At 53.8% G+C, this 12861-nt stretch carries 13 protein-coding genes and 1 tRNA gene; 3 read left to right on the forward strand and 11 right to left on the reverse strand.

Annotation, left to right across the window (positions count from 1 at the left end; translation table 11 throughout):
* Nucleotides 1–84: 84 nt before the first annotated feature.
* On the forward strand, nt 85–528 hold the full coding sequence (locus BM347_RS03070; protein WP_093914927.1) for an Lrp/AsnC family transcriptional regulator: 444 nt from the start codon (nt 85–87) through the stop codon (nt 526–528).
* Here BM347_RS03070 and BM347_RS03075 read toward each other — a convergent pair.
* Both BM347_RS03075 and BM347_RS03080 read right to left on the reverse strand, forming a co-directional pair.
* Nucleotides 525–992, reverse strand: coding sequence for a disulfide bond formation protein B (locus tag BM347_RS03075; protein WP_093914928.1), 468 nt, complete (start codon nt 990–992; stop codon nt 525–527). The genes BM347_RS03070 and BM347_RS03075 overlap by 4 nt on opposite strands.
* Nucleotides 992–1570 carry a YqaA family protein gene (locus BM347_RS03080; RefSeq protein ID WP_093914929.1) on the reverse strand — a complete coding sequence of 193 codons (579 nt, stop codon included), beginning with the start codon at nt 1568–1570 and terminating at the stop codon, nt 992–994. The genes BM347_RS03075 and BM347_RS03080 overlap by 1 nt, the downstream gene beginning before the upstream one ends.
* Nucleotides 1571–1693: 123 nt before the next feature.
* Here BM347_RS03080 and BM347_RS03085 point away from each other — a divergent pair.
* A tRNA-Leu gene (locus tag BM347_RS03085) sits at nt 1694–1777 on the forward strand.
* A gap of 319 nt (nt 1778–2096) precedes the next feature.
* On the opposite strand, the gene BM347_RS03090 is transcribed toward BM347_RS03085, so the two are convergent.
* The 8 genes from BM347_RS03090 to BM347_RS03125 form a co-directional block, all read right to left on the reverse strand.
* A complete protein-coding gene (locus BM347_RS03090) occupies nt 2097–3062 on the reverse strand; it encodes a retron St85 family RNA-directed DNA polymerase (RefSeq protein ID WP_093914930.1) in 966 nt (321 codons plus the stop codon).
* A complete protein-coding gene (locus BM347_RS03095) occupies nt 3055–3960 on the reverse strand; it encodes a retron St85 family effector protein (protein WP_139226442.1) in 906 nt (301 codons plus the stop codon). Before BM347_RS03095 ends, BM347_RS03090 begins: the two co-directional genes overlap by 8 nt.
* A 594-nt stretch (nt 3961–4554) precedes the next feature.
* Complete coding sequence (gene cuyB / locus BM347_RS03100) at nt 4555–6000, reverse strand: cysteate racemase (protein WP_093914932.1); 1446 nt, start codon at nt 5998–6000, stop codon at nt 4555–4557.
* Nucleotides 6000–7376: an aspartate ammonia-lyase gene (locus tag BM347_RS03105; protein ID WP_093914933.1), complete on the reverse strand. Its 1377-nt coding sequence runs from the start codon at nt 7374–7376 to the stop codon at nt 6000–6002. Before BM347_RS03105 ends, cuyB begins: the two co-directional genes overlap by 1 nt.
* Before the next feature lie 9 nt (nt 7377–7385).
* Nucleotides 7386–8144 carry an amino acid ABC transporter ATP-binding protein gene (locus BM347_RS03110; RefSeq protein WP_093914934.1) on the reverse strand — a complete coding sequence of 253 codons (759 nt, stop codon included), beginning with the start codon at nt 8142–8144 and terminating at the stop codon, nt 7386–7388.
* A 10-nt stretch (nt 8145–8154) separates the two neighbouring features.
* Complete coding sequence (locus tag BM347_RS03115) at nt 8155–9018, reverse strand: amino acid ABC transporter permease (protein WP_245764164.1); 864 nt, start codon at nt 9016–9018, stop codon at nt 8155–8157.
* Nucleotides 9019–9029: 11 nt separating this feature from the next.
* A complete protein-coding gene (locus BM347_RS03120) occupies nt 9030–9785 on the reverse strand; it encodes an amino acid ABC transporter permease (protein ID WP_245764165.1) in 756 nt (251 codons plus the stop codon).
* A gap of 66 nt (nt 9786–9851) precedes the next feature.
* Nucleotides 9852–10685 carry a transporter substrate-binding domain-containing protein gene (locus BM347_RS03125; protein WP_093914936.1) on the reverse strand — a complete coding sequence of 278 codons (834 nt, stop codon included), beginning with the start codon at nt 10683–10685 and terminating at the stop codon, nt 9852–9854.
* Between the two features lie 149 nt (nt 10686–10834).
* Between BM347_RS03125 and BM347_RS03130 the strand changes: the two genes are divergently transcribed.
* Nucleotides 10835–11788, forward strand: coding sequence for a LysR family transcriptional regulator (locus BM347_RS03130; protein ID WP_093914937.1), 954 nt, complete (start codon nt 10835–10837; stop codon nt 11786–11788).
* 571 nt (nt 11789–12359) lie between these two features.
* On the opposite strand, the gene BM347_RS03135 is transcribed toward BM347_RS03130, so the two are convergent.
* Entirely contained in the window at nt 12360–12728 is a 369-nt protein-coding gene (locus BM347_RS03135; RefSeq protein ID WP_245764166.1) for a diacylglycerol kinase, read from the reverse strand.
* Nucleotides 12729–12861: the final 133 nt, after the last annotated feature.

Below are 12861 nucleotides of genomic sequence, written 5' to 3' on the forward strand. Positions count from 1 at the left end.
TCAGGCATAACTGGGTGGTCTGGATCACGACAATGCAGTAAAGTGATCAAATTGGACCATTACTGATCAATATGGATAATCTAAATGAACGTTTCGGACGAAGCTCTGATTGCTGCCCTTCGAGAGGATGCACGGGCGTCGCTGTCAGACCTGGCGGCCAAGCTGGGGATTTCGCGCACAACCCTGCGCGCGCGCATGGAACGGCTGCAATCAAGCGGTGAAATTCTGGGGTTTACCGTCGTCACCCGGTCGGATGTCCTGACCGATCCGGTGCGCGGGTTAATGATGGTTGAGATCGAGGGCCGTGGCACAGACCGTATCACGCGCACCCTGATGGGCATGACGCAGCTGCGCGCGGTTCATTCCACCAACGGACGATGGGATGTGATCGTTGAAATCGGCACAAAAACGCTCGAGGAATTCGATGCGGTATTGGCCCGCATTCGCAAGCTGGAAGGGGTCGTGGCCAGTGAAACCAGCTTGCTGCTGAAAACGCGTAAAACGGGGCAGGGCGCAGGGGCGGCTTAGGCCCGCGCGCGCGCCGCTGCGACCCAGATCGCCAGCAGGACGACGCTGATAACCGCGTTCCAGCCAGCCATGGACAGGCCCAGAAATTGCCAGACGATCTCGTCGCACATGACAAGGCCGGATGGCGCAGTCGTTGACAGCAGATCACTGCCGCTCAGCGCACCCAAGTCCATCCCGCCGCCGGTACAGCTTGACGGGCCGGGCCACCATTTCCATTCAACACCCGCGTGATACACGCCGATTGCACCGGTGACGGTTACGGCCAAGGCACCCAGCCAGGTCAACGCGCGCGGCGCACCAAGCAACACGGCACCACCCAGCAATATCGCCGCGGCGTGGGGCCATCGTTGCCACAGGCACATCTTGCACGGGGCCAATCCGCCAATATGCTGAAACCCGAACGCACCCAACAGCAGTGCCGCTGACCCAAGTGTCGCCAATAAAACCAAGCTGTTGCGCGTCATCACAGGTACCTCACCGCAAAAAATCCGCCGAACAGAAGGACGACGGCAAGCGTGAACATAAGCGGCAAACGGCGCTCAATAAAGTCACGGATTGGTGCGCCGTATTTCCACAACAAGGCCGCGACGATAAAGAACCGCAGCGCCCTTGCAAGAATTGACGTGGCGATAAAGGTGCCCAATGGCATGGCCGTCCAGCCCGACATGATTGTGATGACTTTGTAGGGGAACGGGGTGACGCCCGCCGTCAGCACCGCCCAGAACCCCATGTCATTGAACCGGGTCGAGAATTCGGCCATCGCATCTGCTTTGCCCAAGCTGGCCAAAATCGGTGCCCCGATCGTTTCAAAGGCGAATGCCCCGATGGCATATCCCAGTAGGCCGCCTGCAACCGACGCGACCAACGCGACGCCCGCGATCAGCCATGCCCGGCTTGGCCGCGCAAGAATCATCGGTATCATCATGATGTCAGGCGGAATTGGGAACACCGAACTTTCGATAAAGGCGATAAATGCCAGCGCCCAAAGCGCGCGTGGATGATTGGCAAGGCCAAGCACCCAGTCATAAAGGCTTCGGATCATAGGATGTTCTCCGCTGGTAGGACTTTGTTTTATTGGCAACACCACGACTATGCCGCGTGGTCAAGAGAAACCGGTAAATTTGCCCTTGCCGACCCGCGCGTTGCACGGTATCAGCCCCTCAGTGCCCGAGTGGCGGAATGGTAGACGCAGGGGATTCAAAATCCCCCGCCGCGAGGCGTGCCGGTTCGAGTCCGGCCTTGGGTACCACCTTGTTTTTGCAAGGTTTTCCGTGAAATTTTGCTGATTTTGATGAGCGGATATGATCTTGTATTCATCAAAATGTTCGATGGGTGTGTGAATAGCTTAAAGCCTATGCATCCGGTTGCTACCTTTAATTTATAGCCAACTTTCGCTGAAATTTGCACCGATGTGGGCTATCCGCAGTTCATGATCGTTGACACAAGTTAGGCGGTTTGCAGACATTCGCCGCTGCTGCCAGAGCATCCGATGTACACCGCCAAAGCGGACATTCCACACGCAAAAAGTGCGTCCGCAATTTCACTTACCATCTGAAAAATAGATTGCGCTATCGGGCAGTCCCATCCCGGCGCGGAACACGGTATCTCAAGACTGAAGAAATCGCATCTTCTCCATACTTGATTCTTAGCCGGTTCACAAAATCGCGTTCACTAGATATAGCAAAAGCGAGCATTCCATGAAGGTACCCAAGCTGTTCAATATCCAGTTGACCAAGAGTACTTTTATGAACAAGGGACGATATTTCTCGTTTCCGTTCTCGTCCCAGTGATACTTTGCCGTCCGGTGTCAAAACCAACCCTGTGACTAACCTACGATCTGATGAAGAGTAAATTCCTCTCTTCTCTTCATTGATCTTCAATGAAGGCGTCTTGTTTCGAGATATATAGGTTCGCAGGTGTCTTTCAAATGCAGCCAGATTCTTAAACTCTCTGGCTGAAGCTGTAATATCGTCAGCGTAACGCGTGTAACGAATACCGTGCTTTTCTGCAAAGTCATGCATTTGGCGATCAAACTCAAACATGATAATATTCGAGACGAGAGGTGATGAAGGCGCTCCAATTGACAAACAGTACGGTGTTCGTTGACCTGCTCCCCAAAACAGAGCCTTGGTTAGCAATGCTAATTCGTGGCTTTCCAGTTCAATTATCTCCTGTGCCTTCATGAACCTTCGCCATGCCGCAGCGGAGATACTGTTAAAGAAACTCTCGAAATCGAGTTTCAATATCGAATTTTTCCCCGCGTGGACTTTGGCATTGTCAGCAATACTAACACCCCTGCGGTAAGCCATTGCCGACGGATGAACTGGGAACTTTTCAAGTACTATATCGGCTATAGATCTCTGAATCGGCTTTAGCTCTCTCGCGGGTTGAGCCATAATTCTATGGCCTTTTCCTTTTTTCGGTATTGGATAAACTTTGTAGCGCTGTGGAGCGTCCCGGATGATCTCCAAGGTGCTTTCCTCCGACAGGCCGACATTGAGCGCTACCGTTCTGAGAAGATCGAGCTCACTCATTACGCATCTCCATTACAGTGCGTAGCAAGGGAGTGGACAACCCCGTTTCATGTTTTATTGCCGCTTGAGTGAGTGCAAGCCAACGACCTGCGTCTTTTAGAGAACTGCCTTCCTTGAAAGCAAACCGATCAACTATATCTGCTTTAGATTTTTTGATTAGGTATGTCGAACCTGAGTATGGGCATTGATCCATCCAACCCGCCAACTTCATGCAATAAAAACAGTCCAAAACTCTTGATCTGGAAATCTGATACCCCAGCGTTTTTGCATATTCTGAAATGCGCTCTGCGGAAATTGCTTGTGCAACACCAGCTAACCAAAGAACCACTGCAAAGTCTCTCGAATCTTTATTTAATTCAACTCCAAATTGAAAGGTCTCAGGAACCTCAGATATTCTCTCATTAATGAACTTAACGATTTCTGGCACATGGGACTTCACGCTTGATTTAATTACGCGACCATTGCCATTAACGCGCCAAGGGAAAAATGCGACCCTTTTCTCATCTTCCTGCTGTAAACGTTCAATCGGTCCAAAGCGCACAAAAGACTCAGCCGCGTAATACTTTTGTTGCATCAAGACGCTAAGTTTCTTTTTTATCTGAGCTGAAGACGAAAAGGCACCAAGTTCAGCTAGTGAACCCGCGCTCTCAGCAATCAGAAGAATGACTCGCGAAATCTTGGCAATGTCTTCTTCGTATGTAATCAGGTCTTTGTATGAACTGTCACGATACAGTTGGTTAGCCGCCTCAGCCAAGATCACCTTACCATCTAAGCGCGACCCGATGTTTCTCTCGCTCAATAAGTAATGTCGAAGGCTGACCGGATCATTTGGACTTCCTGTGGAACTGCCGCCGCAAAAAAAAAATGAATGCAGAAGGCCATCTAAGCCGAAGCTCATTCAAATCTACATAGCTCAACAGTTCTGGGACACTTTCAGGCAACGTTCTCTTTACCCTTAAAGAGGCAGGTAGATCGTGGAGTAGCCATCGACCGTAGGCGAGGCGATAGCCGAGAGATGGCTAGTCCACGATCTACCTGCCGATAAGACCCCCCAATAACATGTCGTCTGGCTAAACGCCCGACGGAACCACGCAGGTTCAAACGCGTAAAGAGTGGATCTTTCATAGACGAGCCTCGTAAACGTGTCAAACGATAAGCGCGTTAGATTAGCAGAGTCAAAAGCTGCTTTGCTACGGTAGCGGATGTCCCGTTTGACGGGCCGCCGCGCAGCATTCGGGTTCTGGGTCAAATGTCCGGAATGGGCCGTTCGATACTGCGTGATTTAAGCCGAACGCCTAAGATGCCGCAAAGCGGAGAACGGCAGGAAAGAGCCCATAGCAGAAGTGTTGAATTTGTGCTGCACGCGCTCGCAGCGTCGACTTTGCGGTACGTGCACGATCACCTTTGCTGCCATGCAGCAAAGAAACCGGTCGTTCAGACGAAACGCTGCGAAAACGAGTTGGTTAACTCACGGGCCGAGAACGTTCCACAATCAGCGCGCGCCCTGCATTGCGATAGAAGTGCTGATGCATTTACTGGCAAGAACCTGGGTCGGGTCAATAAGGCGCATGGATCGGGCCAGATCATCGTCGAGTTCAATCAATGGGAGTTCAGTGCACCCCAGGATGATCGCGTCTGCATATTGCGCCCTGAGCGATTTCACCACTGCAGTGATGTGTTCTGCACATAGGCCAGAGGTATAGCCTGCCTTGACCCCCAATGGGCCATAGATTGCGTCCATCACGCGATCCTGTTCGCTCTTGTTGGGAATGACAGCACGGATTCCCGCTGCCCGGAGCGCATCCTGATAGAGTCTGCTGGCAATAGTGCCCGATGTCGCCAGAATACCAACCGTTCGCACCGTCGGAGAGATCTTCGCAATATGATCAACCGTTTCCGTGAGCATGTTCACGATTGGAATATCCAAATGTCGTTGCAATCGGTCGACATAGGCATGGGCCGTGTTGCAGGGGATTGCGATGATATCTGCGCCACCGCGCTCCAGCTTTTTGGCCGTTGCATAAAGCGCGAGTGTCGGGTCAGCGCCGTCTGCGACGAGGTTGGCGGTGCGGTCCGGGATCTGGGGGTTTTGTTCAACGATCACCTTGATATGGTCCTGATCTTTTTCAGCCTGCGTGGTGTTGACGATCTTGGACATAAAGTCAGCGGTCGCCGCCGGGCCGACACCGCCCAATACGCCGATCTTAAATGGTTTCTGCGTGGCCTGACCGGTTTCTTCCAGCGCGAACCGGGCGTAAATTTCGTTGGTGGACAGGATTGTGAACCTGCGATCCTTCGGAAAATCCGACAGAATGACAGGGATCTCGGTCATCCCCGGCACGATCACTTCCGCCCCCTGATCCTCCAGACTTTCGATGGCGGTACGAATCGCGGCTTCGATTGTGTCAACCGGCCCACCCGCCTTGAATCCCGTAGGGCCATAGATCGCTTTAATCATGGCATCCTCGGCCCATGGTGCGGGAAAGACTGCCGCTCTGTTCGGCCCAAGTATGCGGTCAAACAACCCGTCCTTGCGTACAAAAGGCGTTGTCAGAATGCCGACCTGACTTGCATCTGAGTGGTGCTGATCAAGGTATTTCCGGATCGCGTCAGACATGGAAATGAGTTTGAGACCCAACTCAGCGCGCAGTTCTTCCAGAAAGGTATGGGTGATAAAGCAGGGCAGCATGGCCGCGTCGCAGCCGGATTTTTCCATGCGGCTCAGGGCATCGAAGACATAGAACTTGCGGTGCACGGGCGCGTAATCGGGGCTGGCTACGGATAGGGCTTCAACCAGCGGCTTTTGTTCGAACGAGATTTCCCGGTGGTCACCCTCGGATTTCACTGGGGTCAAGCGCACCAGCTGGTTTAGAATATCGGCACCTGCGCGTGCGCCCAGGCCGCCAACGATGCCCAGTTTCAAACCGGGTCGTGCCATCACGCGATCTCGTCAAAAAGGGAGTTTGGCACGCCCTGTGCTGCGCCTGCGTCACGCAAGGTTAACCCCTCTGCCTGAGCATACTTGGCCAGCTTTGTTGCAGCTTCATATCCCATAAGAGGCACTAGTGTGGTCGCCAGCACCAGACTGCCATTCAAAAGTTCGGCGCAGCGGGTCCGGTCGGCCTCTATGCCGATGACACAGCGTTCAGTGAGAATGTCCATTCCGTTGGTCAGGGTCGTCATGGTTTCCATGATCTTGTAAAAGATCACCGGCTCCATGGCATTAAGCTGCAACTGCCCCGCTTCGGCAGCCACGGTGACCACCAGATCATTGCCAATCGCTTGAAAGCAAATCTGATTGACGACTTCGGGGATCACCGGATTGACCTTGCCCGGCATGATCGACGACCCAGCCTGCACGGCGGGCAGAATGATCTCCCCAATTCCTGCGCGCGGACCACTGCTGAGCAGGCGCAGATCATTGCTTATCTTGGACAGTTTGATCGCAACGCGTTTCAGCGCGCTGGAAAACATCACGAATGCTCCGAGGTCAGACGACGCCTCGATCAAATCCGAGGCGGGGCTTAGGTCTTGCCCCGAAATCGCGCTCAAATGCGCAACTGCACGCTCCGAGTAGCCCTTTGGCGTATTGATCCGGGTTCCGATCGCCGTGCCGCCTAGGTTGACCTCTGTCAGCAGTTTCGCCAGTTCCACAATCCGGTCGATGTCTTCGGCAATGGTCGTGGCAAAGCCGCGAAATTCGTCCCCCAGCGACATGGGCACCGCATCCTGCAATTGGGTCCGCCCTACTTTGATCACATCGTTCAACTCTTCAGCTTTGGACCGGAAGGCTGCAACCAAACCCGTCATTGCTGCGACAAGGGGTCTGGTTTTTGCCAACGTCGCCAGCCGAATTGCAGTGGGATAGACGTCATTCGTTGATTGCGAGCAATTGACGTCATCATTTGGATGAAGTGCCACGTAGTCGCCGAAGGACCGCCCCATGTGGGCCAGTGCAATATTGGCGATGACCTCATTGGCATTCATGTTTGTCGAAGTTCCAGCGCCACCTTGCATCAGATCGACTGCAAAGTGTTCGTGGTGCTGGCCTGCGATAATCTCGTCGCAAACCTTAGAAATCACTTGCGCCTTTTTAGGAGGCAGACCACCCAACTCTGCATTGGTGCGCGCGCAGGCCGCCTTGACCTGCGCGAGGGCGACGACGACCTCCGGATAATGATTGATCGCAACCCCTGTTATGGGAAAGTTCTCGATAGCGCGTTGTGTTTGAGTGCCCCAGGCCGCGCCCGCAGGGATTTGGACCGTACCAAGACTATCGGTCTCGGCACGGGGCAGGTCTGCTAATTTCGTCATTGAAGGCCTCTATAAAATTTGGCTGAGGAAAAGCTTGGTTCGTTCGTCCTGCGCATTGTCAAAGAAAGTGTCAGGCGTGCCATGTTCCACGATTACACCGCGATCCGTAAAATAAATGTGATCAGCGACCTCGCGGGCAAACCCCATTTCGTGGGTCACAAGGATACAGGTCATCCCATCTGCCGCGAGTTCCTTGATGGTCAGCAACACTTCTTTGACCGTTTCAGGGTCAAGGGCCGCCGTCACCTCATCAAAGAGCATCACATCGGGCTGCATGGCGAGTGAGCGTGCGATGGCGACGCGCTGCTGCTGGCCGCCAGACAATTCGCCGGGATAAGCGTTTTCCTTGCCGTCCAATCGCACCTTTTTCAGAAGGGCGCGGGCGCGTTCCTCAACCTCGGTCTTGTTTTCCTTCATAACAAGCACCGGGGCCATCATGATGTTTTCAAGCGCGGTTTTGTGGGGGAACAGATTGTATTGCTGAAAGACCATCCCAATCTTCTTGCGCAGTTCCAGCTTGTCCAGGTCAGGGCGGTGCACTTCCATTCCTTCGACCTTGATCGACCCTTCCTGAATATCATTCAACGCATTGATGCAGCGGATCAGTGTGGATTTGCCGGATCCCGAGGGGCCAATGATACAGATCACCTCGCCCTTCATTATGTCCATGTTGATGCCTTTCAGCACTTCCAGCGCACCAAAGGATTTGCGTATATTGCGGATGGAAACGATCGGTTGTTCGGGGGACCATGTGTCGGTTGCGGTCATTTGGATGTCCTCACAGCTTGACAGCGAATTTGCGTTCCAACCGCAGCGTCAGTCGGGCAATCGGATAGCAATAGGCAAAGAATAGGATCAGAACGAAGCCGTAGAAGGGCATCAGAAGTTCCGGGCGATTGTTTTCGGCGACGATGGCCTGACGGGTCAGGTTGACAACCTCTTCCACCCCAAGGATCGACACCAGCGGTGTGGCCATGGTCAGGATCGCATACCAGTTCATCCATGGCGGGATCATCCGCTTGAAACACTGGGGCAAGATGATCCGCCACAGGGTCTGGGTGCGGGTAAAGGCAAGCGACTCGGCTGCTTCCCACTGGGTATTTGGCACAGACCCAACAGCGCCACGCACGATTTCAGAAATGTTCGCCATGATCGGCAGGGACAGTCCGATCACGGCCTTGATCCAGCCCGGCACGAAATAGGGGGTTCCGAAAACCGTAATCTCAAAAGGCAGTGCCAGCATCACGATGAACAGGATCACTAGCCAGGGTGAGTTACGAAATAGCTGCGTGATGAACCAACAAAGCGCGCGGACCGGACGCAGCAGAGAGATTTGCCCCAGCCCCAGCAGGACACCGACGAAGGTGCCGATCAGAAGGCAGAGGAATGAGATCAGGACGTTGAAGAAAAAGCCCTTGGTGATCAGGAACGGGGCCCATCGCCATAAGGCGTTGAAGGGCTGCGCGGCTTCGCCCGATTGGGCAGCAGCAATGGTCGGCCAGATCAACGCCAGCGCAAAGAACGCGAAGGGTATCCAAGCCGGTATTGCGCCGAGACAGCGCACCGGTGTCATCGCGTCATATTGCAAACTGGCGCGATGAGGCATCGGTTTGAGAACGGCGAATAGAGCGGATTGTGTCATTTTGAATATCCTTAGTTGCCGTAGCCGGGAATGCGCAGTTTGCGTTCCCAACGGTTCATGCCAAAGACCATGATGCCAACAAGGCCGACATAGACGACAAACAGCAGCAACATTGCCGGGTATTGGGCTGAGGGGTAGTCATTCCAGATGGTGACAGCCTGATACAGCAACTCCGGCACAGCTATGGCGAAGGCTTGCGTGGTGGTCTTGATCAGGTTGACCAAATTGTTGTTCAGAGCAGGTAGGCTGACGCGGAATGCAAGCGGCAAGACCACGTAGCGATAAATTTGCAGCCGCGACATGCCGAGTGAATCCGCCGCTTCGATGGTCGATTCTGGCACAGCTTCGATGCCGGACCGGAAGATTTCGACATTGAACGCTCCGGCAAAAAACGACAGCGAAATGATCGCCCAGCCAACGTTTGAAATGATCGGAACTTCGAGCCACCCATCGGGAGAATAAGTTGGGGTCAACTGCCCAAGAGCGAAGTAGAAGAATAGCAGTTGTACGAAAGGCGGCGTATTGCGGAACAGTTGGATATAGCCTTGAACAACGGCGCGCAGCAACCGCAGCTTTGACCCTTGAAGCCATGCACCCACGACGCCAATGATAACGCTGAACATCAGGCAGGCAATTGATAGGAAGATGGTGTACTTGATCCCAAGCCAGATCTTTCCGGCCTGCACTTCCTGATAGAAGAAGATAAAGTTCCAACGCGGGTAATCCGCCGCGAGCTGGCGGAAGAATTCTGTAAAAGCGTCAAGCATCAAAGCCACCTGCATACAGACACCTCACGCCACGGGAGAAAATGGCGCGAGGTGCGGGGTTAGGGTTTATTCAGCGAGCCAGTCAGCAAAACGCTCGTTTTGCTCTTGCAGGTAGTCAGTAGACTGAATGCCCCATTTTTCTTCCAGCGCGATCAGTTCGCCGGACTGATGCCAGTTGTACTGCATACCCGACATGAAGCGGCCAAAGATGCCATCACGCTCGGCAATTGGGACTGCAAGGGCCCATGGGTTGTTGTCTTCGGAGACCAATGGCATTTCGAAGTCGTCATATTGGCCCGAGGCCAGATCGGCAGCGATTGAACTGTCGTCATAAACCCAAGCGATGCACTTCTTGTTGCGCAGGGCCTGCAGCGCCTCGGCGTTGCTGCCAAAGGCAATGACGTTGGCGCCGTGGCGCTCTTCAACGATCTGATTGTAGAACGCCCCTTGTTTGCCGCAGACAGGTTTGTCGGCAAGATCAGACCAAGCGGTCACGCCAAGCGCCGTAGGCGTCATAACGTTCGTACCGGAGGAATAGTAGTTCGGACCAACAATGCCGACGATTTCGCGACGATCGGCCCGGTCGGACATCGTGGCAATCATCAGGTCAATGCGTCCGCCTTCCAAAAACTGCATCCGGTTCGAGGATTCAACCGCGACCAGTTCCAGCTCAACGCCCAGTGTGTCTGCAACTTGCTGGGCCATGTCGGCCTCCATACCGATGATGTTGCCGTTTTCATCGCGGAAACCCCAGGGGCGTGTATCGGCCTTAACGCCAACGACAATGACGCCGCGCTCCATGATTTTGTTCCAGGTTGCATTGGATTGTTCCTGCGCGACCGCAGCCGTCGTGGTCATCAGGGTCGCGGCAAGCGCGATGCCGCCCAAAAATTTCTTCATTGATACTCTCCATGTTGATGGCGGCAAACGCGGTGCCGACGTGAGTGCCACGGGTTCAATCCGATTGGTCCGTGATCTGAGGTCATGTTGAGCGGGCGTGCCCTGCAACGCCATGACATTTGGCGCAATTTGATTGCAAAATTTGCAACATGCTTTTCACGCAAACCGGGTTAGGTTCGACGCAACTAACGAACGTAGGTGACATGATGGAAATAGATTGGCTCGAAGATTTTCTTGCGCTCAGCGCTGCAGGAGTTTTTGCAAAGGCTGCAGATGCGAGAAACATAAGTCAGTCGGCTTTTACGCGCCGAATCAAAAACTTAGAGTATTGGATCGGCACGCCGCTATTTGACCGCAGCGTTCATCCAGTGGTGCTGACGCAAGCTGGGCAAGCTTTTCGGCCGGTTGCCCATGATATGATCAATACGCTGTCAACGGCCCGTGCCGAGGCTAAGGGGCTGGTGCGACGAGAGGGAGAAGTGCTCGACTTCGTCGCACTCCATACGCTGGCCATCTCCTATTTTCCGGGGTGGATCACAAGCATTGGCAAGACCTTGGGGCCAATAAAATCTCGGGTGGTTGCCGAAAATTTCTCTGGTTGTGTTGAGGCGATCCTGTCTGGATCCAGCGATTTCATGCTGTGTTACCACCATCCAACGGTTCCAATGATCGCGGACGATGCGCGATATCCCTCAATGAAGATCGCCGAAGATCGCATGGTGGCTGTTAGCGCCGCCGCGCCTGATGGCTCCGCTCGCTACAGGCTCGACAGCGAAGAGCCCTTTCCGCTGCTGTCTTATACCCGCGACAGTTTTTTGGGGAAAATGACAAACCTCATTCTCGAGCGAACGGGCCTCAGAGACCGCTGCGTCTTTCAATATGAGAATTCGGTCTGCGAAGCCCTCAAGGCAGCCAGCCTAGAGGGCATGGGCGTGGCATGGCTCCCGATGGCAGCTGCCGAACGTGAGTTAAATGAAGGCCGCTTGGTAAAGATCAGCGATGACGGCAGCGAGAATCCGATTTCAATCCACCTTTACCGCTCCATGGAACGCAGCCGAAGCGACGTCGAACGGTTCTGGTCATACATGTCAAGTATGCACTGACAAGCGGGGTGGCGGAGGAGGCGCAAATCCCGCTTGCCCACTCCGCAATGGTCGTTTCCGGTAAGGGGCGAATAGTCAGATTTACTGTCCCGCCTCGAACTGGCTTTCAATGACCGGTCTGCTGACATCGGCTGCAACGCAGCAATGAGTGTGCGGCACCTGCGAGGGGATGCTGCGTCAGCAAACACCCGAAAGGGTCGAGTCCGCAAAGTCCGCTCTGCCGACCTTCACCCTCTGAAAATGCTGCGCGATGGACGAATGACCGGTTCGGTGAAGCTGCGCTGCAGCGCTAACGAGGACAACGAATGCCGGCACAGGGCCGTACGTGTAGATCAAATCGAGATCGTTTGGTTGGACCTCGGCGGTGCGGCTATCCGCAGCAAGGAGCCCTTAGTACAAAATGCTGGGCCATGTAGGAATGGCCGCTAAACACAGAATAGTCTCAAACCTTTCATAACTACCGAGGTTTTGAACGGGGTTTCTGGTGCACCAAATTGGGGGTGGTTTCGGCACGTACCAAAAGGGAGCGTTGTAGAAAAATGAACGCGATATGCGCTGTATCCGCAATACCTTACATCAACTCAATAAGTGCCGTGAGCCATCCGACACCGACTCCGATAGCAGTCACGGCAACTGCCGCCGAGCCACAATCTTTAGCTTGCTTTGCAAGGTCTCGCTTTTCGAGTGAGATGTCATCTACTATGCGTTCAATTGCAGTGTTGACGCACTCCATCGCCAACACAAAGACACCACCCATTAAAAGCATCCCTCGAGTGGCTGCATCCAGCGGTAAAATGCACGCCAATATCGCAAAGAACGCGTTGCAAACCAGCCATTGTTTCAAGGAGTGTTCGGTCTGGTAAACATGAGCAAAGCCCGCCCACGACCAGACGGCTCGTTGCCGTATCCGTTCAAACTGTTCCGAAATGATCTGTTTCATCGCGCACCTGACCTATGGCTTTGGATAAGCTGAACGATTTGCTTAACATAGGCAACACAGTTTGCCCCTTACACTCTGTCATATTGTCGGATAAAACGTGCTTTCGATAATACACATTGCACCTTGAACCATA

The organism is Sulfitobacter marinus, assembly GCF_900116285.1.
In the GTDB taxonomy this organism is placed as follows: Bacteria; Pseudomonadota; Alphaproteobacteria; order Rhodobacterales; family Rhodobacteraceae; genus Sulfitobacter; species Sulfitobacter marinus.